Source organism: Streptomyces sp. LS1784, assembly GCF_020103755.1.
In the GTDB taxonomy this organism is placed as follows: Bacteria; Actinomycetota; Actinomycetes; order Streptomycetales; family Streptomycetaceae; genus Kitasatospora.
Genome location: NZ_JAHSQD010000073.1, coordinates 1 through 24,368, shown reverse-complemented (window position 1 = coordinate 24,368; position 24,368 = coordinate 1). Strand labels below are relative to the sequence as shown.

26 protein-coding genes and 1 pseudogene are annotated in these 24,368 nt (G+C 72.5%); 16 read left to right on the top strand and 11 right to left on the bottom strand.

What is annotated here, in order from left to right:
* Positions 1 to 717 (top strand): ATP-binding cassette domain-containing protein (locus tag KS423_RS12065; protein ID WP_224278178.1); only part of this gene is annotated, 717 nt, incomplete at its 5' end.
* Positions 714 to 1,550, top strand: coding sequence for an ECF transporter S component (locus tag KS423_RS12060; protein WP_224278171.1), 837 nt, complete (start codon positions 714 to 716; stop codon positions 1,548 to 1,550). The genes KS423_RS12065 and KS423_RS12060, both read left to right, overlap by 4 nt.
* On the opposite strand, the gene KS423_RS12055 is transcribed toward KS423_RS12060, so the two are convergent.
* Complete coding sequence (locus tag KS423_RS12055) at positions 1,547 to 2,347, bottom strand: helix-turn-helix domain-containing protein (protein ID WP_224278169.1); 801 nt, start codon at positions 2,345 to 2,347, stop codon at positions 1,547 to 1,549. The two genes, KS423_RS12060 and KS423_RS12055, sit on opposite strands and share 4 nt — an antisense overlap.
* 283 nt (positions 2,348 to 2,630) lie before the next feature.
* Positions 2,631 to 3,905 carry a transcriptional regulator gene (locus KS423_RS12050; protein ID WP_224278167.1) on the bottom strand — a complete coding sequence of 425 codons (1,275 nt, stop codon included), beginning with the start codon at positions 3,903 to 3,905 and terminating at the stop codon, positions 2,631 to 2,633.
* Between the two features lie 223 nt (positions 3,906 to 4,128).
* On the opposite strand from KS423_RS12050, the gene KS423_RS12045 reads away from it, so the two are divergent.
* Genes KS423_RS12045 through KS423_RS12020 form a run of 6 tightly spaced genes read left to right on the top strand, consistent with a single transcriptional unit; the run spans position 4,129 to position 9,002 of the window.
* Positions 4,129 to 4,788, top strand: coding sequence for an ATP-binding protein (locus KS423_RS12045; RefSeq protein ID WP_224278165.1), 660 nt, complete (start codon positions 4,129 to 4,131; stop codon positions 4,786 to 4,788).
* On the top strand, positions 4,785 to 5,339 hold the full coding sequence (locus tag KS423_RS12040) for a dTDP-4-dehydrorhamnose 3,5-epimerase family protein (RefSeq protein WP_224278163.1): 555 nt from the start codon (positions 4,785 to 4,787) through the stop codon (positions 5,337 to 5,339). Before KS423_RS12045 ends, KS423_RS12040 begins: the two co-directional genes overlap by 4 nt.
* A gap of 36 nt (positions 5,340 to 5,375) precedes the next feature.
* Entirely contained in the window at positions 5,376 to 6,350 is a 975-nt protein-coding gene (gene rfbB, locus KS423_RS12035) for a dTDP-glucose 4,6-dehydratase (protein ID WP_224278161.1), read from the top strand.
* Positions 6,314 to 7,360 carry an ATP-grasp domain-containing protein gene (locus KS423_RS12030; protein ID WP_224278159.1) on the top strand — a complete coding sequence of 349 codons (1,047 nt, stop codon included), beginning with the start codon at positions 6,314 to 6,316 and terminating at the stop codon, positions 7,358 to 7,360. The genes rfbB and KS423_RS12030 overlap by 37 nt, the downstream gene beginning before the upstream one ends.
* Positions 7,361 to 7,377: 17 nt before the next feature.
* A complete protein-coding gene (locus tag KS423_RS12025) occupies positions 7,378 to 8,520 on the top strand; it encodes a DegT/DnrJ/EryC1/StrS aminotransferase family protein (protein WP_224278156.1) in 1,143 nt (380 codons plus the stop codon).
* Positions 8,517 to 9,002: a low molecular weight phosphotyrosine protein phosphatase gene (locus KS423_RS12020; RefSeq protein WP_224278155.1), complete on the top strand. Its 486-nt coding sequence runs from the start codon at positions 8,517 to 8,519 to the stop codon at positions 9,000 to 9,002. The genes KS423_RS12025 and KS423_RS12020 overlap by 4 nt, the downstream gene beginning before the upstream one ends.
* On the opposite strand, the gene KS423_RS12015 is transcribed toward KS423_RS12020, so the two are convergent.
* From KS423_RS12015 to KS423_RS12005, 3 genes are all read right to left on the bottom strand, one after another.
* On the bottom strand, positions 8,999 to 10,189 hold the full coding sequence (locus tag KS423_RS12015; RefSeq protein ID WP_224278153.1) for a glycosyltransferase: 1,191 nt from the start codon (positions 10,187 to 10,189) through the stop codon (positions 8,999 to 9,001). The two genes, KS423_RS12020 and KS423_RS12015, sit on opposite strands and share 4 nt — an antisense overlap.
* A gap of 164 nt (positions 10,190 to 10,353) precedes the next feature.
* Positions 10,354 to 10,968, bottom strand: a complete 615-nt coding sequence (locus KS423_RS12010; protein WP_224278151.1) for an ATP-binding protein — start codon at positions 10,966 to 10,968, stop codon at positions 10,354 to 10,356.
* Positions 10,969 to 11,067: 99 nt separating this feature from the next.
* Positions 11,068 to 12,282 carry a helix-turn-helix domain-containing protein gene (locus KS423_RS12005; RefSeq protein ID WP_224278149.1) on the bottom strand — a complete coding sequence of 405 codons (1,215 nt, stop codon included), beginning with the start codon at positions 12,280 to 12,282 and terminating at the stop codon, positions 11,068 to 11,070.
* Positions 12,283 to 12,539: 257 nt separating this feature from the next.
* On the opposite strand from KS423_RS12005, the gene KS423_RS12000 reads away from it, so the two are divergent.
* Both KS423_RS12000 and KS423_RS11995 read left to right on the top strand, forming a co-directional pair.
* Positions 12,540 to 13,190, top strand: a complete 651-nt coding sequence (locus tag KS423_RS12000; RefSeq protein WP_224278147.1) for a M15 family metallopeptidase — start codon at positions 12,540 to 12,542, stop codon at positions 13,188 to 13,190.
* Between the two features lie 103 nt (positions 13,191 to 13,293).
* Positions 13,294 to 13,707: an NUDIX hydrolase gene (locus KS423_RS11995; RefSeq protein WP_224278145.1), complete on the top strand. Its 414-nt coding sequence runs from the start codon at positions 13,294 to 13,296 to the stop codon at positions 13,705 to 13,707.
* A gap of 123 nt (positions 13,708 to 13,830) precedes the next feature.
* Here KS423_RS11995 and KS423_RS11990 read toward each other — a convergent pair whose 3' ends face one another.
* Positions 13,831 to 14,313 (bottom strand): PH domain-containing protein, encoded by a 483-nt coding sequence (locus tag KS423_RS11990; protein ID WP_224278143.1) that lies wholly within the window; start codon positions 14,311 to 14,313, stop codon positions 13,831 to 13,833.
* A 252-nt stretch (positions 14,314 to 14,565) separates the two neighbouring features.
* Between KS423_RS11990 and KS423_RS11985 the strand changes: the two genes are divergently transcribed.
* Positions 14,566 to 15,888, top strand: a complete 1,323-nt coding sequence (locus KS423_RS11985; protein ID WP_224278141.1) for a hypothetical protein — start codon at positions 14,566 to 14,568, stop codon at positions 15,886 to 15,888.
* Positions 15,889 to 15,897: 9 nt separating this feature from the next.
* Here KS423_RS11985 and KS423_RS11980 read toward each other — a convergent pair whose 3' ends face one another.
* Complete coding sequence (locus tag KS423_RS11980) at positions 15,898 to 16,974, bottom strand: NAD(P)/FAD-dependent oxidoreductase (RefSeq protein ID WP_224278139.1); 1,077 nt, start codon at positions 16,972 to 16,974, stop codon at positions 15,898 to 15,900.
* A gap of 173 nt (positions 16,975 to 17,147) precedes the next feature.
* On the opposite strand from KS423_RS11980, the gene KS423_RS11975 reads away from it, so the two are divergent.
* The gene (locus KS423_RS11975) at positions 17,148 to 18,077 is read left to right on the top strand and encodes an RNA polymerase sigma-70 factor (RefSeq protein ID WP_224278138.1); all 930 of its coding nucleotides are present in this window, start codon (positions 17,148 to 17,150) and stop codon (positions 18,075 to 18,077) included.
* A gap of 91 nt (positions 18,078 to 18,168) precedes the next feature.
* Positions 18,169 to 19,047 carry a LysR family transcriptional regulator gene (locus KS423_RS11970; RefSeq protein WP_224278136.1) on the top strand — a complete coding sequence of 293 codons (879 nt, stop codon included), beginning with the start codon at positions 18,169 to 18,171 and terminating at the stop codon, positions 19,045 to 19,047.
* 108 nt (positions 19,048 to 19,155) lie between these two features.
* On the opposite strand, the gene KS423_RS11965 is transcribed toward KS423_RS11970, so the two are convergent.
* Complete coding sequence (locus tag KS423_RS11965) at positions 19,156 to 19,482, bottom strand: antibiotic biosynthesis monooxygenase (RefSeq protein WP_224278134.1); 327 nt, start codon at positions 19,480 to 19,482, stop codon at positions 19,156 to 19,158.
* A 205-nt stretch (positions 19,483 to 19,687) separates the two neighbouring features.
* Between KS423_RS11965 and KS423_RS11960 the strand changes: the two genes are divergently transcribed.
* Positions 19,688 to 19,867, top strand: a complete 180-nt coding sequence (locus tag KS423_RS11960) for a hypothetical protein (protein ID WP_224278132.1) — start codon at positions 19,688 to 19,690, stop codon at positions 19,865 to 19,867.
* Positions 19,868 to 19,946: 79 nt separating this feature from the next.
* Here KS423_RS11960 and KS423_RS11955 read toward each other — a convergent pair whose 3' ends face one another.
* Positions 19,947 to 20,357, bottom strand: coding sequence for a cupin domain-containing protein (locus tag KS423_RS11955; RefSeq protein ID WP_224278130.1), 411 nt, complete (start codon positions 20,355 to 20,357; stop codon positions 19,947 to 19,949).
* 62 nt (positions 20,358 to 20,419) lie between these two features.
* Here KS423_RS11955 and KS423_RS11950 point away from each other — a divergent pair, with 62 nt between their 5' ends.
* Complete coding sequence (locus KS423_RS11950) at positions 20,420 to 20,896, top strand: MarR family winged helix-turn-helix transcriptional regulator (protein ID WP_308020174.1); 477 nt, start codon at positions 20,420 to 20,422, stop codon at positions 20,894 to 20,896.
* 22 nt (positions 20,897 to 20,918) lie between these two features.
* Here the strand turns inward: KS423_RS11950 and KS423_RS11945 are convergent, their stop codons facing one another.
* Positions 20,919 to 21,398, bottom strand: coding sequence for an adenylate cyclase (locus tag KS423_RS11945; RefSeq protein WP_224278128.1), 480 nt, complete (start codon positions 21,396 to 21,398; stop codon positions 20,919 to 20,921).
* 45 nt (positions 21,399 to 21,443) lie between these two features.
* Positions 21,444 to 23,516, bottom strand: coding sequence for an MFS transporter (locus KS423_RS11940; RefSeq protein WP_224278126.1), 2,073 nt, complete (start codon positions 23,514 to 23,516; stop codon positions 21,444 to 21,446).
* Between the two features lie 448 nt (positions 23,517 to 23,964).
* Between KS423_RS11940 and KS423_RS11935 the strand changes: the two are divergent.
* Positions 23,965 to 24,368: pseudogene (locus KS423_RS11935) on the top strand (hypothetical protein); the annotation flags it as partial.

Sequence of the window (24,368 nt, the reverse complement as noted above, 5' to 3'; positions counted from 1 at the left end):
GGCCCCGTCCCGGCGCTGCGCGGCGTGGACCTCGCGCTCCACCCCGGCGAGATCACCGCCCTGATGGGCCGCAACGGCGCCGGCAAGTCCACCCTGCTGGGCAGCCTGGTCGGCCTGCACGCCCCCGCCTCCGGCAGCGTCAGGGTCGGCGGCCGCACCCCGCACCGCACCCGGCCCGCCGAGCTGATCCGCGAGGTCGGCCTCGTCCCGCAGGACCCGCGCGACCTGCTGTACGGCGAGTCGGTCGCCGCCGAGTGCGCCGCGGCCGACACCGACGCGGGTGCCGCCGCCGGTACGTGTCGCGCGCTGGTCGAGCGCCTGCTGCCCGGCATCGCCGACGACGCCCACCCGCGCGACCTCTCCGAGGGCCAGCGGCTCACCCTCGCCCTCGCCGTCGTGCTCACCGCCCGGCCCCCGCTGCTGCTCCTGGACGAGCCGACCCGCGGCCTCGACTACGCCGCCAAGGCCCGGCTGGTGGAGATCCTGCGCGGCCTGGCAGCCGAGGACCACGCCGTGCTGCTCGCCACCCACGACGTCGAGCTGGCCGCCGAACTCGCCCACCGCACGGTGATCCTGGCCGAGGGCGAGATCGTCGCGGACGGACCGACGGCGGAGGTGGTGGTCTCCTCCCCGACCTTCGCCCCGCAGGTCGCCAAGGTGCTGGCGCCCGGGCCGTGGCTCACCGTGCACCAGGTCGCGGAGGCGCTGGACGCATGAGCAGTCGTCCCGTCCCGCTGGGCCGCCGGTCGATCGCGGCGCTGCTGTCGGTCTCCTTCGTCGGCGTCGCCGCCTTCGGCTGGCCGCTGCTCGCCTCCACCGAGTCGGCGCTGGTCGGCCACTCCACGGACGCGCCGTGGCTGTTCGCGCTGCTGCTGCCGCTCCTGCTCGCCGTCGTCATCGCCCAGATCTCCGAGGGCCGCTCGGCGGGCGGCGGCGCACCCGGCCTGGACGCCAAGTCCGTGGCCCTGCTGGGCGTACTGGCCGCGGCGGGCGCGGCGCTGCGGCCGCTCGGCGCGGGGACGGCGGGGCTGGAGCCGATGTTCTTCCTGATGGTGCTGTCCGGGCGGGTGCTCGGCCCCGGCTTCGGCTTCGTGCTCGGCCCGCTGTCGATGTTCGCCTCCGCGCTGCTGACCGGCGGCGTCGGGCCGTGGCTGCCGTTCCAGATGCTCGCCATGGGCTGGGTCTGCCTGGGGGCCGGGCTGCTGCCGGGCGCCGCGACGCTCCGCGGACGCCGCGAACTCGTGCTGCTGGCGGGGTACGGGGCCACCGCGTCCCTGCTGTACGGCACGATCATGAACCTCCAGGGCTGGCCGTACATCGGCGGCCTGGCCGGCTCCATCTCCTTCGTCCCCGGCGACCCGCTGCCCGCGAACCTGGTCCGCTTCGCCGCCTACTGCCTGACCACCTCCCTCGGTTGGGACCTCCCCCGGGCCGCCCTGACCGTCGTCCTGTGCCTCACCCTCGGCACCCCCGTCCTGCGCGCCCTGCGCCGGACGACCCGCCGCGCCGCCTTCGACGCCCCGGTCACCTTCCGCCCGCCGGAGCGCTAACGGCACACCCCGCACACCTGCCCGGCTGCCGCCACGGGCCGCCCGCACATCCCGCCCCGCCCGGGGCACTCGTGTCGGCGCGGCCCGTCTGCCGTACCTCTCGCCCCGTCGGGGACGGCCGGTACCTTCGCCAACCGACCCGCCAGAACCGCCCCCACGCTGTGCGTGACCCTCTCCGGCAGCGGCGCGGACAGAATCCCGGTCAGCGCCTCCCGCGTCCACCCGCCCGCCAGCAGCCCCTCCACCCGCGCGGCCTGGTCGCACAGCGGCTTCCCCGCCAGGGCCATCCGGGGCTCCCGGCGGCCGAGTTCGAGCAGCAGCGCCATGCCCGCCGTCACCTTCTCGGAAGGACGGACGGAAGGCTCTTCCACATCCTTGGCTTCCACTTCCTTGGACGGGCTTCCCGCCTTCCCGTCGCCTGGCGTGCCTGGAGCTGGGACACCGGCGGCCGGGGACACGGGAAGCGGCGGCACCGTGTGCACCGCTTTCCCCGCTGTCACCGGCACCTCGTGCACCGAAACGACCGTCCGCACCTGCCCGGTCAGCGGATCCCGCTGCGTCCGCCGCACGTAGTGCCCGGCCGCCTCCAACTCCCTGAGTGCCCGCGCGACGGTCGTCCGCCCCTCCACACTCTTGGCGGCGAGCGTCCGCACGTCTTCGCGTGCGCCGTCCGGCAGGCTGAGCAGGTAGCTGAGAAGCCCCCGCGCCGCCCAACTCAGCGAGTGCTTACGGATGACATGCCCGTTGTCCAGGATCGTGTACCCGGGAGCATGCCGAGGGATACGATGAATCTGCATCTTGGAGCTCTTCTCTCCTGGTGCCGAACCCCGGGGTGTTGGCGCACCGCCGGGGTAACTCTTTTGCTCAAGCGCCGAGCACCTTTCCAAGCACCCGGCATCGCAATCTTCACCGTAATGGCCGTAACTCCCCGTCAAACTCCTTCCTTGATCACCCATTCGGGCGGCGCGAGCGCGCGCACCCCAGCGCGCCCCGGGCCAGCGAGCCCGAAGCGCGCTTCACACCGCCTCGTCAACCGATCACCGTGGCTGAAGTTTCGATTGAAGCTGTTGCAGACGGGTGCTACGGCGTGGCCAGTGCTTCCCCGAGGCGGTCATGTACTGCCCCGGGCAGGGACTGGTGCAGGGCTTCGGCACGAGTGCGGATCAGTCCGCCGCGGTATGCGGGGGGAAGCTTTTCCCAGATGCTGACGGCCTTGTCCACGGCGCCGGTGAGGTCGCCGTCCGTACGAAGGCAGGCGGCGGCGTCCATTTCCAGGAGGGCCCTGGTCATGATCGACGGGGACCGGGTGAGTGCGAGCGCGGCCTCCTGCTCGGCGTAAGCGTCACGGGTGCGGCCCATGAGCGTGAAGGCCTGGCTCAGGTGCACGTGGTGCTTCTGCCTCGGGTAGCCGAACCAGGTGTCGGCGGTTTGGGCCCCATCCAGGTGTTCGGCGATGTTGCGGGCGTCAGCGACGGCTCGCAGGGCGCCCTGATGATCACCGGCTGAGGCGAGGGCGCGGGCGGTGACGGCGGCGGCCAGGGCTGCCGAGGCGGTCGGGGATTCGCCGCTCTCGGCCCGCGCACGGGCGGCGAGGCTGGCCGCGGCGTTCGCGGCGCCGTAGTTCAGCGGGACCATGGCATGGCGGGCGAGTACCCAGGCGAGCATCTGCTTGTCACCGGACTCTCGGGCGGCCTGTTCGGCGGTGGCGAACCAGCCGTGCGCGTCGCGCTGATCGCCGCGGTCGTGCTGGATGATCGCGACCAGCCCGGTGATGCCGGCCGCCGTACGCGCGAGGTCGGTGCGGGTGTGGGCCGGGTGCGGACGACCCAGCACGTCGCGCAGGAGGTCGAGATCGGCCTTCATCTGGCCGAGGACGACAAGCGGCGGGCGCCCGTGGTAGCCGCCGCGGTGCCGCTCGAAGGCTCCGTCGAGATAGCCGAGGTCGCCGACGTCGGAGCCGGAGAGTCCTGCGTTGATACCTGCGCGCGCTTCGGCGATGCCCGGAACCGTCGCGAATCCCGTCGCCAGTGCTGCCGCGCTGAGAAAGCTCCGCCTCTTCACCGCTGTCTCCTCCTCTCCGTCAACGCCGTCAGCATGACGGGTTGCCCTGCGCCAGCGCCTGGAGGCGACCACTGCCCGGACGATCTCCTGGACCGTCAGCTCGTAGCCTTCGGCCAGCAGCTGGTACCACCGGGGAGTCGGAAGCCGTTTCTCCTTCTCCCACCGCTTCAAGTTCCCCGCGTCGAACGGTTCCCCGGCCTGGAACTGTTCCAGGAACAGGGCTTGTTCTTCGCGGGAACGGCCGGTGGCTTCGCGGCGCTCCCGCAGCAGTACCCCGATGCCGTCCGGTGCCATCATGCCTGCCCCCTGCGCATCTGACTGTCCAGTGCCCGAACCTGGCCCCCCTAAGCGGCCCCCGCGCAGAAATGGCCCCCTCGGTGGCACCAGCGTGCTTCGCATTTAGCGGAGTTGACTGTCTACCAGCAAGCGGGGCAGCCCGGGCGAAGTCCTAGGTCTTCCCCGTCCCCGCCCGGTTGACGCATCCCGTGCAACCCTGCCCCCGAAGGGTTTCCTCACCATGCGCGTATTCGCCGCCGCCTTCTCCATCGCCCGAGAACCGGCATCGGTGCCGTTCACCCGCAACAAGGTGGCCGAACTGCTGGCTCGCTGGCGTGTCCAGCTGGACTCGGACTCCACGACGGCGGTCATCGTCGTCACCTCCGAGCTGGTCACCAACGCCGTCTGCCACACCGACGGCGCGGAGCTGGCCGTGGGCGTGCTCGTGAACCCGATGAGGGACCGAGCGCTGATCGCGGTCTACGACGGCTCCCCGGTGCTTCCTCAGACCAGGGAGAGCGGCCATGACGCGGAGGACGGCCGGGGGATGTTCCTGATCCAGGAGCTGGCGACGCGCTACGGCACCGAACGCACGACACGGGGCAAGCGGGTCTGGGCCGAAGTGGCCCTGCCCAAGCAGCGCCTGGGACGGCGCCGGCTTATCGACCCGGCGCTTCCCGCGCCTGGCGGCATCACCCCGGTCAGCGGAGCCGGTGATCCCGTGCGCGCTGCCCCCGCCGACCGCGACCGTCTCGGGGCGTTCCTCACCGCGTCCTGGGCGGCGCTCCACGTCGCCATCCTCGGCATGCTCGGACTGCTGGTCCACCACACCGCGACCCGCCTCGAAGGTGCCGTTCCCGTCAGCGCACCGGACCGGCTCATCGAGGACGGCCACCGGTGAGGGCCCGCCCACTCGCCGTCCCCGGGGCGTTCGCCTTCGAATCGAACACCCACCACGACGTCCGCGGTGCACTCCAGGAGTTCTACCGGGAGGACGCGTTCCGTGCGGCCACCGGCCAGACGTTCAGCGTGGCCCAGGCCAACACCGTCGCCTCCCGCCTCGGCGCGCTCCGTGGCATCAGCGTCGCCACCGCCGACCACGCCAAGTACGTCACCTGCACCAACGGGTCGGTCCTCGACGCCCTGGTGGACCTGCGTACCGGATCGGCCACCTTCGGCACTTGGCACCTGGAACACCTCGACGCCGAGCGGCGTACCGCGCTGTACGTGCCGCCCGGCGTCGGACACGCCACCTTCGCCCTCGCGGACCGCTCCAGCGTCACCTACCTGCTCAGCGAGCTGCACCGTCCCGAGCAGTTCCTGACGATCGACCCGCTCGACGCGGACCTCGCCATCGAATGGCCGCCCGAGCCCGCCTCCGTCGTCGCGGACAACAGCCTGAGCCTCGCCGAGGCGCTGAACCGCAAGCTGCTGCCCGCCCGCACCGGCTGAACCTCCACCACACCTCACCCAGAATCGGTGGCTCTCATGGAGAACATCCTCATCACCGGCGGCGCCGGCTTCATCGGATCGCACTTCGCCCGCCGCCTCATCGACGCCGACGACGTCGCCAAGGTGACCGTCCTGGACGCCCTCACCTACGCGGGCAACCTCGGCAACCTCGACGGCATCACCGACTCCAAGAAGTTCACCTTCGTCCAGGGCAGCATCCTCAACCGCACCCTGGTCGACGCCCTGATGGAGGCCCACGACGCCGTGGTCCACTTCGCCGCCGAGTCCCACGTCGACCGCTCCCTCACCGACGCCGGGAACTTCGTCTCCACCAACGTGCTCGGCACCCAGACGCTCCTCGACTCCGCCCGCCGCATCGGCACCCGCAAGTTCGTCCACATCTCGACCGACGAGGTGTACGGCTCCCTGCCCACCGGCACGGCCTTCGAGACCGACCCGCTGAACCCCACCGTGCCGTACTCGGCGTCCAAGGCCGCCTCCGACATGATCGCCCTGGCCTACCACTCCAGCTACGGCGTGCCGGTGTGCGTGACCCGCTCCTCAAACAACTACGGGCCCCGCCAGTACCCGGAGAAGCTGATCCCCCTGTTCGTCACCAGGCTGCTGGCCGGCGAGAAGGTCACCGTCCACGGCAACGGCGAGCACGTCCGCAACTGGCTGCACGTCACCGACAACTGCGCCGGAGTGGAACTGGTCCTCCACAAGGGCATCCCCGGCCAGGCCTACAACATCGGCGGCGGTACCGACCTGACCACCATCGAGCTGACCGGCATGCTCCTGCGCGAGACCGGTGTCACCTGGAACCAGGTCACCTACGTGCCCGACCGGGCCGCCAACGACATCCGCTACTCCATGGACTGGAGCAAGCTCGCCCAACTCGGCTACCAGCCCCAGCAGGACCTGGCAGCCGGCATCGCCGAGACCGTCGACTGGTACCGCCGCAACCCGGACTGGTGGCAGACCCCCGCCACAGCGCGGGCCGCCGCGTGAAGGGCCGCGACGTGAAGACCTCCGGCACGACGGAGCCCCGTCGCATCCTGGTGACCGGCGTCGGCGGAGCCCCCGGCCTCGACCTCGCGCTCGCCCTCCTCACGAACGGCCACGAGGTCATCGGCACCGACTCCAACCCCCTCGCGCCGGGCCTGCTCGTCCCCGGCATCATCGCCCGCACCGTCGCCCGCGCCGACAGCCCCCTGTTCGCCGCGGACCTGATGGAGCTGGTGCACGACCTCAAGCCGGAAGCCCTGATCTGCTGCGTCGAGAACGAGCTGCCGCAGCTGGTCCACCTGCGCGGCCACCTGGAGCGCGCCGGCGTGCGGACCTGGCTGCCGCCCGCGGCCACCGTCACCACTGCGGGCGACAAGTGGGAGTTCCACCAGGCGATGCGGGGCGCGAGGGTGCCCACCCCGCAGACCTGGCTGCCCGACCGGATCGACCAGGTCCCCGAGGACACCGAGCTGGTTGTCAAGCCGCGCCGGGGCCAGGGCTCCAAGAACGTGCACTTCTGCCGGACCCACGAACAGGCCCGCGTGCTGTGCGAGCTGGTTCCCGACCCGATCGTCCAGCAGCGCATTGTGGGCGTCGAGTTCTCCGCCGACTGTCTGACGGACCGCAACAGCCGCACCTCCGCGATCCTGCGACGGCGCCTGATGGTCCAGGCCGGCATGTCGATGGTCGCCGTCACGATCGACGACCCGGAGGCCACCAAGCGGGTCACCGAGGCGATCCGGGCGGTCGGTGCCGTCGGCCCGGTGGACGTCCAGGGCTTCATCACCGAAGGCGCCGACCCGCGCGTGGTCATCACCGAGATCAACGCCCGGCTCGCCGCCGGATTTCTCCTCTCCGAGGAAGCCGGAGCCGATCTGGTCCGGCAGACGGTCAACGGCCTCTTCCAGCAACCCGTCGACCACCGGCGGCTCACCTACCGCAGCGGCGCCTTCCTCACCAAGTACGTCGCCGTGATGTCCACCGAGCCCCGTGCCGTCCCCGGCACGCCCTGACGAAGGAGCACCCCGACTTGACCCCGACCATCACGCGGCCCCCGGGCGTCGAACGCAACGCCGCGCCGCTGCTGCACGGCACCGAAGCCGCCGCACTGGCCGCCGTCCTCCCCAGCGGCCAGTGGGGCCACGGCCCGGCCACCGAGCAGTTCGAGGCCGGCGTCGCCGACCTGCTCGGCGTCACCGACAGCGTCGCCGTGAACTCCGGCACCACGGCACTCCACCTCGCTCTGCGGTCGATCGGCATCGGCCCCGGCGACGACGTCGTCCTCCCCTCCCTCACCTTCTGCGCGAGCGTCCAGGCCGTCACCTGGACCGGCGCCGCACCCCGCTTCGCCGAGATCGACCCCCGCACGCTGGCCGTCACCCCGGACACCGTGCTGGAAGCCCTCACCCCGAACACCCGGGCCGTCATGCCCGTGCTGTACGGCGGCCGGGCCGTGGACCTCACCCCGATCCACGACCACCTGGCCGCCCGGGGCATCCAGATCATCGAAGATGCCGCCCACGCCTTCGGCTCCCGTCACCCGGACGGAACCATGGTCGGCGCCGACCCCGCCGTGCTGACCTGCTTCTCGCACGACCCGATCAAGAACCTCACCACCGGCCAGGGCGGCACGATCGTCCCCCGCACCCGCGAGGAAGCCGACACCCTCCGCAGCCTGCGCCTGTTCGGCATCGTCCAGTCCAAGGACGCCCGAGCCTCCCTGACCTCCTACGAGGTCCAGGGCCCCGGGATGCGCTTCGACATGTCCCAGCTGAACGCCGCCATCGGCCTCGCCCAGTTGGAGCACTTCCCGCAGACCACCGCCGTACGCCAGCAACTGTGGCGTACCTACCAGGCCGAACTGACCGGCGTGGACGGCGCCCGCCTGGTCGACGTGGACGTGGTGAACACCGTGCCGTTCAACTGCGTGGTGGTCCTCGACCACCACCGGGACGACGTCTTCCGCCACCTGCGGGAGCAGGGCATCGGCGTCGCCGTGCACTACCCGCCCAACCACACCCAGGCCGCGTTCTCGCCCTGGCACCGGGCGTTGCCGGTCACCGAACAGGTCGCCGGCCAAATCCTCGGCCTGCCGTTCCACCCCGCCATGACCCACGACAGCGTCCGCTACACGGTCGCCGCGCTCGCCGACGCGATCAAGGCCACCGCATGACCGACACCAAGGAGCCGAAGATGAGCGAGACGTTCCGCCACCCGAAGCGCCACCGCATCCTGGTGGTCTGCCTGGGCAACCACAACCGCTCGCCGCTCGCCGCCGCGGTGCTCGCCCACATCGGCGGAGAGAAGGTCGAGGTCCGCTCGGCCGGACTGCGCGAGCGCCACGTCGGCGGCCCGGCGCACAGCAATGCCATCCGTGCCGCCGAGGGCGCCGGGTACGACATCCGCGACCACCGCGCGGTCAAGGTCAACCGCCGCATGCTCGACTGGGCCGACGCGGTGCTGGCCATGGACCGCGTCGTCCTCGCCGAACTCAAGACCATGACGGACGGAACCCCGGCCGCCGGAAAGGTCGACCTCTACATCAGCGGCGAGGACGTGCCCGACCCCTGGGAGAGCGACTACACCGCTTACCAGGTGTGCGTCGACACCATCCAGGCCGGCGCCGTCCGGCACGTTCTGGACCTGGAGAACTAGCGGTCCACGACCGACAACAGCACGTCCACGAGACGGTCGGCGGCGTCCGGCCGACCGTGCTCGGCGGCCCGCCGCGCGATGTCCGCGCGGCGGGCCGGGTCCGTCAGCAGCGGACCGATCGCGTCCTGGAGAGTGTCCGGCGAGGCCCGGCCGAGCAGAGCCACCGCCGCGCCGGCATCCGCCAGGTGACGGGCGTTGTGCTCCTGCTCGTTCCCGGCCGACGTCGCCAGTGGGATGAACACCGCGGCCCGCCCCAGTGCGGTCAGCTCGGCCAGCGTCCCCGCGCCGCTGCGGGAGACGACCACGTCCGCGAGGGCGAGTACGTCCGGAAGCTCCGGGCCGACGAAACCGGTCACCAGGTACCGGGGGCGCAGGTGCTCCGGCAACGCTGCCGCCCGCTCCCGCAGCCGCCCTTCATGGCTGGGCCCGCACTGGTGGACCACGTTGGCGTGGCCGAGCAGCCACGGCAGGATCTCACTCACCAACTCGTTGATCTGCTGGGAGCCCTGCGCGCCGCCGGTCACGTACACGGTCGGCAGGGAACGGTCAAAGCCCCACAGCCCGAACGCCTGGATCGCCTTGTCGCCCTGGCCGGTCAGCACCTCCGGGCGTACCGGGTTGCCAGTCACCACGGCGGTGGCGCGGGCGGACTCGGGCAGGAACCGGAGCGTCGACTCGGAGGAGACCGCGACCCGGGTCGCCATCCGGGCCAGCGCCCGGTTGCCCAGGCCGAGCCGGACGGTCTGCTCGTGGACCACCAGTGGCCGGTGGCACATCCGGGCGGCCATCCCGACCGGCACCGCGACGTAACCGCCCGTACCGAGCACCACGTCCGGGCCGAACTCGGCAACCGCAGAGCGGGCCTGCGCGACGCCCAGCGGGACACGGCCCATGTCCTTGACGTTGGCGGGCGAGACCAGCTTGAGCGGGTTGGCGGAGCGCCGGATCTTCCCGGTGGCGACGGTCCTGAACGGGATGTTCTCGGCCGCGGTCACCTTCGCCTCAAGACCGGTGGCGGTGCCGATCCACAGCACATCCAGCGTGCCGTCGGCCTCGGCGAGCCGCGAGCGCAGGGCGCGGATCGCAGTGAGCGCCGGGTAGGTGTGGCCACCCGTTCCTCCGCCAGTGACGATCAGCCGCAGAGGTCGGCCAAGACGAGAGACGAGATCGCTGATGTCCCGGTTCACGCCTGGAACATACCAGTGCCGCCGGAGCCTTCCGCCCATCTCGCCTGACGTCCAGCCAGGGACGGGTGCACCCGCAGCCGGCTTCGGCGGCGCGGCCGGGAATTCCGTGGGTGCGGCTGATCAGCACCAGGGCCGCGACGACGACATGCAACTCGGCGGCCGGTTCACCGCGACGTCGGATCGGGCGTCGAGAGATCAGCGTGCACGACCTTCCCGAACGGGCGGGGGCTGACACCCCAGCGGCCTTGAGTGAGCCGGTGGACCAGCGCAAGGCCGCGACCCGACGTCGCGTAGGGTCCGGCCTGGATCATCACGGGCATCGTGCGGGAGCCGTCACCGACGAGGATGCGGACGATCCGGTCGCTCGGGCGGCGCACGGCGACAACCATGCGCGTCTGGCAGCCGGTCTCGACGGCGTTGGTGGCCAGCTCACTGACGATCAGCAAGGCATCGTCCACCAGCGCGTCCAGCTCCCATTCCCGCAGCTTCGCGTCAACGAGGCGACGCGCAGCACCCACGGACTCGGCCCGGTACGGCAGGCAGGCAGTCGCCGGCCTGATGGCCACCCGAGGGGCGGCGGCACCGGAGCAGTCGATTCGGACTACTGGCTCCGCCTCCCGGACCCACGGTTCGACGCATCGGTCGTCGCGCACTCGGTGGACTTGCGCCATCGGGTCCCGGCGAAAGCCGTAGCCGTAGGTCGACACCGGGTCGAGTTCCGTCACCGCCACATCGGACAGCCTGACCGTCTTCGCCGCAGCAGCTGTGTCCTGCGCCATTCGTACACTCCCTCACGCACCGAGCCCGTAGCGTCACTCGACGCTACGGGCTCGGTGTGATGCGAGGGACAGAGTTTCTGCCTCCAGTTCCTGCGGTCGCTACGCCGCCATTCCGATGGAATCGGCCAAGCGCCGCCCGGCCTCCCGCATCGAGGGCCGGCCATCGACCAGCCCTCGGACCATGGCTCGGGCCTCCTCGTTCCAGCGCGCCGTCTCGGGCGCGACGGCGACGGCGTCCGTAAGCAGTCCGGCAACGGACTCCGCTTCACCGCGGAGAGCGTGCGCCCTCGCGACCTCGATCAAGTGGCGACCGCGACGGGGAACCGCCGCGACATCGGCGGTCGGCAGCCGCCGAGCCCAGCGCAACGCCGTGCCGGTCTGACGGAGCTCGACCGCCACAGTCACCGAGTGCAGCCCGACAGCCTGGCGCGACCCCGACGTAGGGGCGCTCCAGAAGTCCTCCGGAAGGCGCTCGGCGACGGCCACCGCACGGTCGATCCAGCCCCACGCCTCACCGGCTTCCCCGGCCACGGCGTGCGTGATGGCGGCATGGAATGCCATGTCCGCCCAGGCACAGGCCAGTTCCGGCGTGTTCGCCCGAATCGGATCGAGCAGCCGAAGAGCGTCCTCGGTGAGCGCCTGAGCGCTGTCCCACTGACCGGACTTCCGGAACGCCTCGACCAGGAACCAGCATGCCTGCCCGATCGCCTGCGGGTCGCCCGACGCCCTCGCAGTCGCCAAGGCACGTTCGGCCACCCGCCAGACCAGGTTGCCGTCACCCTGGAACGCCGCATACATCTGCGTCAGGTTCAGCGCGCTGGCGTACATCACCTCCGCCCGTCGCCGGTCTGCGCAGTCCGGATGCGAAACCGCTGAAGAGGCGGCCGACACGAGCGATGGCAACAGCTCTGCCAGGGCGGTTCGGTGATCTCCCCGGGTCATCCTGGTCCGCCAGGCGTTCGCCAGCTGGGCCGCGACGTGGTCCAGGTTCGGCACCGGCCCGGAGGAGACCCCCAACGGCGAGCCGTCGACTGCCCGCCGAACAGAGTCCAGGGCCGCATGCTCCACTCCGGAGTACAGCGCCGTCGGCATACCGACCTCGCCTGTCAACAAGGAGATGTCATCGATCCCCAAGTGCTGAGCGATACGCACAAGCATCGGCAGGCGCGGTGGCAGCAACGCCCCGCTCTCCACCTGCTTCAGCCAACTCGGCGACCGCCCCAGCAGGGCGGCCAACACCGGACGGGACTTTCCGGCGCGTTCCCGGTAGTACTGGATGCGCCGGCCAACGGGCAGTGCGGGATCCAAGGCCATACTGACAGCCTATGGCCGCGGGGCCACCTCGGGCAGCCGACGAAGGGCATCTGGAGCCAGTGCCATGACTGAGCCTCAGTCTTACGAGGTCGCCGCGCATCACCGCCGACGTGCTGTTCTTCGACGGAGACGATCACGGCAGCAGCTCCTTGTGGCGGTCCGAGGTCCGCTCACGATGCCAGACCGGCAGCTTGATCGTTCACCTGGAGCACGGCGCTCCCCTCGCGTAGCGTTAATCCCCTTCCCCAGGAGGCGTGTTGAGAGAGATCATCCTCATGTCCGACCCGAAGGTCGCCGCGATCCCCGTCGCGCACTGCGACGATCAGCTGCTGGACGTACGGAGCAGCAACGGGCTCCTCGTCGACGAGCGCCAGCAGGACGGCACCGGGGCCTTCGCGCAGCTGCGGGCCGGCGTGCTCGACCGGCTGCTCGATGCACAGGCCGCGCTGCCGGACGGCCTGCGGCTGCTGTTCGTCGAGGGCTACCGGCCACCGCCTCTCCAGAGCCGCTACTTCGACGAGTACGCCGCCGAGTTGCGGGCCGCGAACCCCGACTGGCCGGACGAGCGGGTCAGGTCGGCGACGAGCCGCTACGTCTCGCCGCCGGAGATCGCGCCGCACAGTGCCGGGGCCGCCGTCGACCTCACCCTCGTCGACGCCGACGGCCGCGAGCTCGACCTCGGCACCAGGATCAACGCCAGCCCGGAGGAGAGCGCCGGGGCCTGCTACACCCACGCCGACGGCATCGGCGCGCAGGCCCGCGCCAACCGACGGCTGCTCAGTGACGCCCTGACCGGCGCCGGGCTCGTCAACTACCCCACCGAGTGGTGGCACTGGTCGTACGGGGACCGCTACTGGGCGCTGGCCACCGGCGCGCCGTCCGCGCTCTACGGACCGGCGCACCGGTAGCCGGCAGCGGCCACGACACGCGGCCGGCGGAGGCCTGCCGACCGGGGCCGTGGGCGCGGGCCAAGATGGCGTCGACACAGGCGCAGGCCCGAGGAGCAGAGCGATGACCGAGCAGAACCCCGAGCAACTCCCCGCCGTCGCCGTCGCGATCGTGGTCAAGGACGGCCGGGTGCTGATGGTGCGGCGGCGGGTCGCCGAGGGCGAGCTGTCCTGGCAGTTCCCGGCCGGGGAGGTCGAGCCCGACGAGTCCCCCGAGGCGGCGGCCGTTCGCGAGACCGCCGAGGAGACCGGCCTCCACGTCGCCGCGGCCAGGCTGCTCGGCGAGCGGGTGCATCCGCAGAGCGGGCGGCGGATGGCGTACACGGCCTGCGAGGTGGTCGGCGGCACCGCCATGGTGATGGACTCCGACGAGCTGGACCGGGTGGTGTGGGCGTCCCACGCCGAGCTGGCCGAGTACGTGCCGTTCCCGCTGTTCCCGCCGGTGCAGGAGTACCTGGACGGCACGATCGCCGGGTAGGGCGAGGGGCGGCAGACGAACCCGCGCGGGAAGTCGGCCCGTCCGACTTCCCGCTCAGCGACGGCTCCCCGCGCAGCTGCCGAGGCCGGGCGTTCCCTGCCGAGCCTTCCCCGCCGGGCGCGGCTACGCGCGACCGCTGCGCGCGCAGGTCGCGCAGCCCGCCCGATGGCCGGCGAGCGTCGCTTCGAACTGTGCCTTCGTCTGCTCCAGCCGCGTGACGGTACCCCGGGTCGAGTAGCCGGCGAGGCTGCGCAGGACGACCCTTCGGCCCTTGTGCGTCCTGAGCGCCGGCGCCTTCGAGAGGCTGCCGATGGAACCGGCGTCGGCCAGGTCGACCGAGGCGATCTCGCACCAGGCGATCCGGTGGGTCCACTCCACCGTACGGCTGGTGATCCCGGAGTCGTCGATGACCAGGCCCATCCGCAGGACCCGGTAGAGCATCACCGCCGAGGCGACGCCCATCGCCGCGCCGACGGCCCTTCCACCCCCAGGGTCCTGCGCGACGGCGACCGCGACGAGGAGGAGGACCGTGAAGACCACGGCCATGGCGACGCGCTGCCAGAGGCTGAGCGGGATGCGGATCGGGAGGGTGAAGCCATCGGTCACGGCGTGATGGTGGCACCGGGGCCGTCGGCCGTCAACGGCTCCACCACCGGCATCCCGCCGCAGGAGTTCGCGGCCGTGCGCGCGTGTCGGAACCTCTCGCGAGCCACTTTGCGAAACCGCGTCGCCGATGTCCGGAACTCATCCCGGGCGGACGGGCGTTCGGGTTGGAGACCCCGTGCCCTGCCCCGGAAGGAAACGCGTGACCACCACCTGCGGAGCCCCGTCCGACCGAGCCGCACGAGGAGCGCATCGATGAGGCGGGATCCGGTCACCGACGAGACGGTCGCCCGGCTCCGGGTCCAGGCCCGCACCGACCCCGCCTCGGGCCTGCCCGCGCTGGCCGCGGCGCTGCGGGGCCGGGCCTACGGCCCTCCCGAGCGCCGGCCCGAGGACGCCGTCCCGTTCCTGGAGGAGTCCGCCGGCATCTACCGCGCCCTGGTCGCCGACGGCAGCACCGAACACCTGGGCGCCGCCTCCCACACCCTGTCCTCCCTCGCCCTGCACCACTCCCTGGCCCACGCCGACGACCTCGCCCTCGTCGCCCGGCAGGAGGCGGCCGACCTGGCCCGGCGTGCCGAAGTGGCCCGGCCGGTACCGGACCTCGGCCGGGCCGCCGTCATGCGCGCCGACCTCGCCCACGGCCTCGCCGAGGCGGGGCGGTTCGACGAAGCCGTGGACGCCGCCCGCGCGGTGGCCGACCGCTCCCGGGCGGTGACCGAGAAGGGCGGAAGCGACCTGACGTGGCGGCTGCTCGACCTCACACTGCTGCTCCGCCTCGCGGACCGCACCGAGGAAGCCGTGGCCGTCGAACACGAGGCCCTCGCCTGGCTGCGCGACGACCCTGCGGAACCGGTCCGCAGCCCCGTCACAGCGCTGCGGACCGCCGGTGCCGCCCTGTGGTTCGCCGACCTCGGCGACCCCGGGCAGGCCCATCACCTGCTCGCGGAGGCCGCCCGCTCCTGCGAGCGCCTGCCCGCCCACGGCAGCACCGGCAACTTCGGCTTCCACGAAGCCCTGCGGAGCGCCTTGTTCGCCCGCTCCGGCGTACGGGACGAACAGGCCGCGGCCGACGCCCCGGACCCGCTCGCGCTCGGCGTCGACCCGAGCCGACGCCTCCAGCCGGTGCTGGGCCTGAGCCTCCACCACTGGTCCTTCAGCCTGCGCGCGTCCTTCGAGGACGGACTGGTCGCCCTCGCGCGGGCCGTCGAGGCCATCACGGGCGTTCCCGAGTGCACCGACCGCCTGCCGGACGAGGACGACCCGCCCGAGCACACCGACGGCCCGCCGCCCCTGCCGGACGACCGCGACCAGCTCGCCACCCTCGGCACCCTCACCCGACGGCTCGACCTGCGCCGGGCAGTCCTGGAGGCCCATCCGTCCTACTACGCCCGCCTCACGCTCCCCCCGCTGCGGCGGAGCGTCGACATCGAACGCCGCCTCCACGCGACGGACCCCGCCGACGGCACCCGGCGCCTGGTCAGGGCACTCACCGACCTGGCCATGGCACAACTCGTCCACGGCGACAACGCCGACGCGACCGGCACCCTGCACGAGGCCCACGCGCTCGCCGGCTGAACGGAGCAGTCAGCCACCGATGCCCGTGCGGGCACCGAACTTGCCTCCGCGGGAGGCCAGTTCCTTGATCATGACCCCGGTGCGCCCGGCGACGTGCGCCCGCCGGAGGGTGTCGTCGCGCCGGGTGAACTGGCCGACCGCGTCGCCCCGGCCGAGGGTGACGGCCCGGGCGATGTAGCGCGGCCTGTACGGCGCGGGCGTGCGGCCCGCGAGCAGTCGGCGCAGGTTGTCCACCGCGTGAGCCGCCTGCGGGCCGGCGAGCGCGCAGGCGAAGCGGGCGCCGGGCACCGCCGCGCAGTCGCCGATGGCGAAGATCCGCTCGTCGTCGACGCTGCGCAGGGACGCGTCCACGGCCGCGCGGCCGTCCCCGTCGACGGTGAGTCCGCTGCGGGCCGCGAGGTCGGGGACGCCCGACACGATCGCCCACAGGGTCAGGTCGGAGGGGAGCGCCACGCCCGACCCGAGGTGCACCGCACCGTCGGTGGCCCGCACGACGCTGTCGTCCACCACCTCGACCCGCAGGCCCGCCAGCCCGTCCCGGACCTTCCGGTGCGCCGCACCGGAGAAGGCCTCGGCCACCGCCGCCCCGACGATCCGCACCCTCAGGTCCGGCCGCGCCTCGGCGACCTCGGCCGCCGTCTCGATCCCGGTCGGACCGCCGCCGACCACCGTGACCGCACTCCCGGCGGGCAGCGCGGCCAGCTCCGTACGGGCCCGCTCCGCGCCCTCCCAGCTGCCCACCGGGACGGTGCCCGGCATCGGCCGCACGGTGCTGCCCACGGCGAGGAACGCCCAGTCGAAGGTGAGGCCCGTCCCGTCGTCGAGGGCGACGAGGCCGTCGCCGATCCGGTCGACGGTGCCGACCTTCAGCACGGCCCCCGCCCGGAGCATCGACGCGATCGGCGTCGCGGCGGCGCCCGTCCCCGCGACCTGCTGGTGCAGCCGTACCCGCTCCACGAAGTCCGGGCGCGGGTTGACCACCGTCACCTCGGCGGCCCGCACCTTCTTCGCGATCCGGTTCGCCGCGAGCATGCCCGCGTAACCGGCGCCCAGCACGACCACCTTCATCTCGGGTACCACCGTCATCTCGGCCTCCTGCCGACGCGCTGCGTTTCCGTTCGGTCGGGCAGGAGATGCCGGCGGGCCGCCCGGCGTGACACCGGTCCATGCGTGACACGGGTCACACGGCGTGGGGTGTCACGGATCGGCCGGCTCCGGCGTCCTGTGGGAGGCACCAGCCGACCGGAAGGAGACCCTGGATGAGCAGCGAGCACGCGGACGGCCGCCGCCCCGACCCGGCCGTCAAGGCGCCCGACCCGGCCACCGGGGCGTTCGTCGCCCACCGCAACCTGCTGTTCACCGTCGCCTACGAGATGCTCGGCTCCGCGGTGGACGCCGAGGACGTCCTCCAGGAGACCTGGCTGCGCTGGGCCGGCGTCGACCTCGCCACCGTGCGGGACCAACGCGCCTACCTGGTCCGGATCACCACCCGACAGGCGCTCGGACGGCTGCGCACGATCGGCCGGCGCAAGGAGTCGTACGTCGGCCCGTGGCTGCCCGAACCGCTGCTCACCTCGCCGGACGTGGCCGAGCAGGTCGAGCTGGCGGACAGCATCTCGATGGCGATGATGATGGTCCTGGAGACCCTCGCGCCCACCGAGCGGGCGGTGTTCGTGCTGCGCGAGGTGTTCGGCCTCGGGTACGAGGAGATCGCGGAGGCCGTCGACAAGACGCCGGTCACGGTCCGTCAGATCGCCCACCGGGCGCGGGCCCACGTCGCCGCCCGCCGACCGCGCGGCACCGTCTCGGCCGACGAGGCCCGCACCGCCATCGCCGCCTTCCGACGGGCCGTCGAGACCGGCGACCTGCAACAGCTGCTGGACCTCCTCGCCCCCGACGTGGTCGCGCTGAGCGACGGCGGCGGCATCAAGCAGGCCATGCCCCGGCCCACCGTCGGCGCCGGGCCGGTGGCCCGCCTGCTGGCCGCCGGCGTGGCGGTGTGGGGGCCGCTCGGGACGACGGAGCCCGCCCAGGTCAACGGGCACCCGGCGCTGATCCTGCGGGTCGACGGGGAGATCGACCTGGTGGTGGCGATGCGGATCGACGAGGGGCTGATCACCGGCATCTACTCGGTGCGCAACCCGGAGAAGCTGACCCACATGGAACGGGAGACGGCGGTGAGCCTCTGAAGCCGCCGAACCGGCCGGAATCCGGGAACGCCCCCTTCCGCCCCCGTACGCTGTCCCGCAGCACCGGGAACGAGGGCGTTCGGGGGAGCCAGTGGAACTACGTCAGTTGCGCGTCTTCGAGGCCGTCGTCGCCCACCGCACCGTCACCGGCGCGGCCGTGGCGCTCGGCCTCGCCCCGTCCTCCGTCTCCGAACAGGTCCGCACCCTCGAACACAGCCTCGGCGCCGAGCTGTTCGACCGGGCCAGGCGCGACATGACCCTCACCTCGGCCGGGGAGCGGCTGCTGCCCTGGTCCCGGCGTCTCCTCGACCAGGCCGAACAGGCCCGCCGCGACGTCGTCGCCACCCGGGCCCGACTCCGCCTCGGCGTCCTGGCGGCCATCGCCGCCACCCACGTCCCCGCCGTCCTGGCCCGCCTCGCCGACCGCCGGCCCGGCCTGGAGATATCCCTGCACACCGACACCGCCCGCGACGGCCTGCTCAGCGGCGTCGCGGCCGGGGCCCTGGAAGCGGCCCTCATCCTCGACTCCCCCGGCCCGCTCGGCGCACTCGGCTTCTACCTGCCGCCCGCCCCGCTCGACCACCTCGACCTCCAGGACGTCCCCCTCGCCCTGGTCGCCTCCCCCACCCACCCGCTCGCCCGCGCCACCACCCTCACCCGCGGGCACCTCCGCGGCCACCGCCTCCTCGTCGACACCCCCGGCTGCTCCTACCACCTCGCCGGCGAACGCCTCCTCGGCCACCACGTCCAGCGCCTCCACACCGGCGCCCTCCCCGTCACCCGCGCCTGCACCGAACAGGGCCTCGGCATCGCCCTCCTCCCCGCCTGCGCCGTCCAGGACCACCTCGCCGCCGGCACGCTCGTCCGCCTCCCCCTCGACCCCCCGCCCCTGCGCCTGCGCCTCCTGTGGCGCGCCGCCCGCGACCCCCTCCCGGGCCTCCGCGCCCTCCTCCACGCCGCCTGCGCCTGACCACCGCGCCCGGCCCTCGCGGACCGCCGCGGCCACTGCCGGCGTCCGCCCCCGAAGACACGTCGGGCCCTGCCCCGTCAGGGGAAGGGCCCGAGGATGCGGGACGGTTCAGGCGTTCTTGGGGCCCGCGGACTGGACGACCTCGAAGGACCAGAGGGTGGAGCCGGAGGCGGCCGGGCGCTTGGGGGCCTCGCCCTCACCGCCGTGCTGGTGGGCCGCCTTCATGGGGCCCTCCATCCAGGCCTTGAAGGACTCCTCGTCGCGCCAGCGGGTGTAGACGAGGTACTGGTCGGTGCCCTCGACCGGGCGGAGGAGTTCGAACCACTCGAAGCCGTCCGAGTTCTCCACCGCGCCGGCCCGAGAGGCGAAGCGCTGTTCCAGCACCTCACGCTGCTCGGCCGGTACCGTCAGGACGTTGATCTTGACGACGGACATGGCGCTCCTTCTGCTCCGCCGGGGTCGCTGGTGCGGCCGCCGGCCCGGTGACTGCCTACGGGGAGCAGTCTCCTACACCTCACAGCCGGGCGGTCCGCAGGCGCGGTGGTCACGGTCGGCAGCGAAGCGTCCATGTGCGAGGACGGGGCCGGAGTGCCAGCCTGGAAGTAGAGCCCAGAACCCGAGGAACAGGGAAGTAGTGGTCATGGGTATCGGCGACAAGTTCCGGGACAAGGCCCAGCAGGCGGAGGAGGAGGCGAAGGAGCGCCTCGGTCGGCAGAAGCCGCAACAGAGTGACGACGCTCAGCAGAAGGCCGCCCAGGCCCAGCAACAGGGCCAGCAGAATCTGGACGACCTGCGGGACGACCTCGACGACCAGCAGTAGCGAGGTCCGACGAGCGGGGACGGCCGCGGGCGAGCCTCGGCCGTCCCCGTCCCCGTCCGCGTCCCCGTCGGGCTCAGGCTCAGGCGATCCACGGCGGGAGGACGCGCTGGTCGTCGCGCGGGGCGAGGGCGCAGGCACCGTCGGGGGTTCGGGCGTCGGGGTTGTAGGCGTGGGCGGGGGAGGGGGAGGCGACGACGGCGGTGAAGCCGGTGTCGGTGGCGACCTGGCGGGCGGTGTCGGCGGGGAGGACGGCGGTGTCGCCGGCGGTGAGGGTGAAGGCCTCCCCTGCCAGGTCGACCCGGGCGGTGCCGGTGAGCAGGGTCCAGACCTGCTCGGTGTCCATGGCGTGCAGCGGGCCCTGGGCGCCGGCGGTCATGTCGACGTGCCAGACGGCGAGCGAGGTGGAGCCCTGGGTGGGCGAGGCGTAGGTGGTCATGCGGGCGTTCGGGGTCTCGGTGCGGCGGGCGTCGGTCCGGCGGATGACGGGCATGGCGAAGGAACCCCCTAAGGTGGACAATGAAGTTGTCTATATCGTCAATGAGGTTGTCTATCGTGTCAAGCGAACCGCCCCCGCCGGGCTTCGAACTGCCGCTGCGCCTGCTGCTCGCCTTCCGGATGATCATCGACGAGCTGCACGAGCGCATCGCCCGCGAGGGCCATCCCGACCTGCGCCCGATGCACGGCTTCGTCTTCCAGGCGATCGGCCCGCACGGCACCACCGCCTCCGAGCTCGGCCGCCGCCTCGGCGTCACCAAGCAGGCGGCGGGCAAGACCATCGACAATCTGGAGCAGCTCGGCTACGTCGAGCGCGCCGCCGATCCGGCCGACACCCGGCGCAAGCTGGTCCGGCTCACCGAGCGCGGGGTGGACTGCCTGCTCCGCTCGGCCCGGATCTTCGACGAGCTGCGCGAGGAGTGGTCGACAGCCCTCGGCGAGGAGCAGCTGCGACAGCTGGAGGACGGCCTGCGCCGACTCGCGCCCGGCGACCCGTTCCGCCTCGACACCCCGCGCTGGTTCGGCGCGCCGTAGACGATCAGCACCCTTGGGGGCGTCAGGACTTGGGCATCCCGCTGGTCGCGAGGGTCTGGTTCTTGTACGCCTTCACGCCGGTGATCTCGGCGCCGAACCAGTCCGGCGCCGAGAACGCCTCCGCCTCGGCCTCCGAGCCGAACTCGACCTCGACGGTGCGCAGCCCGGCCAACTCCCCCTGGTAGACGTCCACGTAGACCGTGACGCCGGACGAGTCGAAGGTGTACCGGTCCTTGACCAGCCGGGCCCCCTCGGTGGCCGGCCAGAGCTCGGTGAACTCCTGCTCCCCGAGGGCGCGTTCCACCTCGATCCGTACGGGGGCGCCGGCCGAGGACGCCTTGCGCTTGACGCCGAGGACGCCGCTGCCGCCGATCCGCCGCAGCCGCACCTCCGTCCCGTCGTCCTTGATGGCGATGTACCCCTGCTCGATGTGCTGCCGCACCGCCGTCTCCGGCGGCTCGAAGGAACCCAGCAGGAACTTGCGCTCGATTTCGAGCGGCATGCCGCACCACCCTTCCCGGTCACGGGCCCGCAGTCCTTCAGGCCGTCAGAACGACCGCCCCTCCCCACGGTACGGCGGCTCCGGCCCCGACGGGTCCGGTCGGTCGCGCAGGTCCGCACACAGGGAGCAGCTGAGCCGGTTCAGCAGCCCGGCGAGCTCGGTGTACCGCTGCTCGTCCCAGTCCCCCAGGAGTTCGGCGAGTTGGGTGCGCCGGGCGGCGACCAGTCGCAGCGCCACCTCCTCCCCCGGTTCGGTGAGCCTCAGCGGCAGGTTGTCGGTCCGCGCCGCGAGCCCCCGGCTCTCCACCTCCCGGACGGCCTCCTCGATGACGGCGACCGGGACGATCCGCCGCTCGGCCAGTTCGGCCGGCTCGACCGAGCCGTGCTGGTGCATCTGGAGGAGCAGCCAGCTGGAGGCGGGCAGCAGGTCCAGCCCGGCGGTCTCGGTGATCCGCCGGAAGAGGTCGCGCCGGGCCTCGCGGCTGTTCAGCACCGAGAGCGCGCGGGCGATCTCGTCCAGCGAGGTGCGCTCGACCGGGTTGAGCCCGATGGACTCGCTCAGGTCCGGCGCGGTGACGGTGGTGCGCAGCGTCTGTTCGCGCAGGAACAGCGACAGGACGAAGGCGACCACCACGACCGGCACCGCGTACAGGAACACCCGGGTGATCGACTCGGCGTAGGCGTGGTAGACGCCCTGCTGGACGGCGGCCGGCAGCCGGGAGATGACCCGCGGGTCGGAGGTGACGGCCTCCGGCCGGAAGCCGGGCGGCAGCGGCACGCCCGCCAGGGCGTCGGAGAGCCGGCTGCGCAGTCCGCTCGCGAAGACCGTCCCGAAGATGGAAACGCCGAAGGACGCCCCGATGGAGCGGAAGAAGGTGGCGCCCGCGGTGGCCACGCCGAGGTCCTCGTAGCCGACCGAGTTCTGCACGATCAGCACCAGCACCTGCATCACCAGGCCCAGTCCGAGACCGAAGACCAGGAAGTAGATACTCATCTCGGCGGTGCTGCTGTGCTCGTCCAGCCGGGAGAGCAGCAGTAGCCCGACGGTGGTCACGGCCGTGCCGGCGATCGGGAAGATCCGGTAGTGGCCGGTCCTGGCGACGATCTGGCCGGAGCCGATCGAGGTGAGCAGCATGCCGAGCACCATCGGCAGCATGTGGATGCCGGACATGGTGGGCGAGACCCGATGGACCACCTGGAGGAAGGTCGGCAGGTAGGTCAGCGCGCCGAACATCGCGAAGCCGACCACGAAGGAGATCACCGCGACCAGGCTGAACGTCCGCGAGCGGAACAGCCGCAGCGGCAGCACCGGCTCCACCGCGGTCCGCTCGACCAGGACGAAGGCGAGCAGGAGCACCAGCCCGAGCACCCCGAGGCCGACGATCTGCCAGGAGCTCCAGGCCCAGGTGGTCCCGCCGAGCGAGGTCATCAGCACCAGGCAGGTGGCGACGGCGGCGATCAGGACGGTGCCCGGGTAGTCGATCCGGTGCTCCCGCCGGACCTCCACCCCGTGCAGCACCGCCGCGATCACCACCAGGGCGACGACACCGATCGGCAGGTTGATGTAGAAGACCCAGCGCCAGCTGAGGTGGTCGACGAACAGCCCGCCGAGCAACGGTCCGAGCACGCTGGTGACGCCGAACACGGCGCCGAACAGGCCCTGGTAGCGGCCGCGGTCCCGGGGCGCGACGAGGTCGCCGACGATCGCCTGGGAGAGCACGATCAGCCCGCCGCCGCCCAGGCCCTGGAGCGCCCGGAAGGCGATCAGCTCGCCCATGTTCCGGGCGATCCCGCACAGCATCGAGCCGATCAGGAAGATCACGATGGAGGCCTGGAAGAAGCGCTTCCGGCCGTACATGTCGCCGAGCTTGCCCCACAGCGGGGTGGCGGCGGTGGAGGCCAGCAGGTAGGCGGTGACCACCCAGGAGAGGTGTTCGAGGCCGCCGAGGTCGCTGACGATGGTCGGCAGCGCGGTGGAGACGATGGTCTGGTCGAGGGCGGCGAGCAGCATCGCCAGCAGCAGGGCGCCGATCGGCACCCAGAGGTTGGGGACGGTGACCGCCGGCGGGCCGGGCTCGCCCGCGCGGCTCCGGTCGGACGCGGCGTGTGGATCGGTCATGGCGTCTCCGCGGGAGTGCACGTCGTCTCCGCAGGCACGCACGGCGTCTCCGCAGGCACGTACGGCGTCTCCGCGGGCATCATCGCGTCTCCGTCGACATCACGACGTCTCCGTGGGCATGGCGCCTCCGTGGGGTCGCGGGCCCGTCGGCCGGGCCGTGCGGATGATCACTCCCAGCTCACAGTGCTGGCCTGTTCGTCCCGATGTGTTCCGTCGGGTTGAGCCGAGCGTAAGCGCCGGGGACAACCGACGCGCCCCGGGCGTTCCCCGAGGAGCCGACCGGCACCGACCGGCACGACACTCCCGACCGGGGACGGACGCCCCTGTCCACTCTTCGGGCGGTCCTGCATAATCAGGCGCGTTCGTGCGCCCCGGTCCGCCGGGAACGTGCGCCGAACGACCGAACGACCGCCCGCGAAGTCGACGCGAAACCGAGGAGGACCGGCCGATGCCGGACCAGCACTGCCCGACGTGCGGCACCGCACGCTCCACCGGGTGCGGCTGCGTCCCGGACCCGAGCCTCACCGAGACCGCCGTCCTGCCCCACCTCGAAGGCCCGCCGCTGGTCCGCCCGTACGTCCCGCAGACCGCCGGCCAGGTGGCCGACGAGGCCCACCCGGACGCGCCGGTGGTGGACCCGTTCGCGACCACGGTGCTGCCGCCGGTCCCCCCGGGGCAGCCCGGGCCGCCGGTCGTTCCACCGCTCGGACCGGACGCGGACGCCTACGCCACCACGGTGCTGCCGCCCGTCGCCCCGGGGCAGGCCCCGCTCGGGCCCGATGCCGACGCCTACGCCACCACCGTCATGCCGTCGGCGCCGCCCACCGGGCCGGGCGGGTACCCGGCGCCGGC

What these genes read in the sequence shown, in the direction of transcription:
- KS423_RS12060 (WP_224278171.1), top strand. Translation starts at nt 714, where the DNA reads ATGAGCAGTCGTCCCGTCCCGCTGGGCCGCCGGTCGATCGCGGCGCTG.
- KS423_RS12055 (WP_224278169.1), bottom strand. Translation starts at nt 2,347, where the DNA reads ATGCAGATTCATCGTATCCCTCGGCATGCTCCCGGGTACACGATCCTG.
- KS423_RS12050 (WP_224278167.1), bottom strand. Translation starts at nt 3,905, where the DNA reads ATGGCACCGGACGGCATCGGGGTACTGCTGCGGGAGCGCCGCGAAGCC.
- KS423_RS12045 (WP_224278165.1), top strand. Translation starts at nt 4,129, where the DNA reads ATGCGCGTATTCGCCGCCGCCTTCTCCATCGCCCGAGAACCGGCATCG.
- rfbB (WP_224278161.1), top strand. Translation starts at nt 5,376, where the DNA reads ATGGAGAACATCCTCATCACCGGCGGCGCCGGCTTCATCGGATCGCAC.
- KS423_RS12020 (WP_224278155.1), top strand. Translation starts at nt 8,517, where the DNA reads ATGACCGACACCAAGGAGCCGAAGATGAGCGAGACGTTCCGCCACCCG.
- KS423_RS12010 (WP_224278151.1), bottom strand. Translation starts at nt 10,968, where the DNA reads ATGGCGCAGGACACAGCTGCTGCGGCGAAGACGGTCAGGCTGTCCGAT.
- KS423_RS12005 (WP_224278149.1), bottom strand. Translation starts at nt 12,282, where the DNA reads ATGGCCTTGGATCCCGCACTGCCCGTTGGCCGGCGCATCCAGTACTAC.
- KS423_RS11995 (WP_224278145.1), top strand. Translation starts at nt 13,294, where the DNA reads ATGACCGAGCAGAACCCCGAGCAACTCCCCGCCGTCGCCGTCGCGATC.
- KS423_RS11985 (WP_224278141.1), top strand. Translation starts at nt 14,566, where the DNA reads ATGAGGCGGGATCCGGTCACCGACGAGACGGTCGCCCGGCTCCGGGTC.
- KS423_RS11980 (WP_224278139.1), bottom strand. Translation starts at nt 16,974, where the DNA reads ATGACGGTGGTACCCGAGATGAAGGTGGTCGTGCTGGGCGCCGGTTAC.
- KS423_RS11975 (WP_224278138.1), top strand. Translation starts at nt 17,148, where the DNA reads ATGAGCAGCGAGCACGCGGACGGCCGCCGCCCCGACCCGGCCGTCAAG.
- KS423_RS11965 (WP_224278134.1), bottom strand. Translation starts at nt 19,482, where the DNA reads ATGTCCGTCGTCAAGATCAACGTCCTGACGGTACCGGCCGAGCAGCGT.
- KS423_RS11960 (WP_224278132.1), top strand. Translation starts at nt 19,688, where the DNA reads ATGGGTATCGGCGACAAGTTCCGGGACAAGGCCCAGCAGGCGGAGGAG.
- KS423_RS11955 (WP_224278130.1), bottom strand. Translation starts at nt 20,357, where the DNA reads ATGCCCGTCATCCGCCGGACCGACGCCCGCCGCACCGAGACCCCGAAC.
- KS423_RS11945 (WP_224278128.1), bottom strand. Translation starts at nt 21,398, where the DNA reads ATGCCGCTCGAAATCGAGCGCAAGTTCCTGCTGGGTTCCTTCGAGCCG.
- KS423_RS11940 (WP_224278126.1), bottom strand. Translation starts at nt 23,516, where the DNA reads ATGACCGATCCACACGCCGCGTCCGACCGGAGCCGCGCGGGCGAGCCC.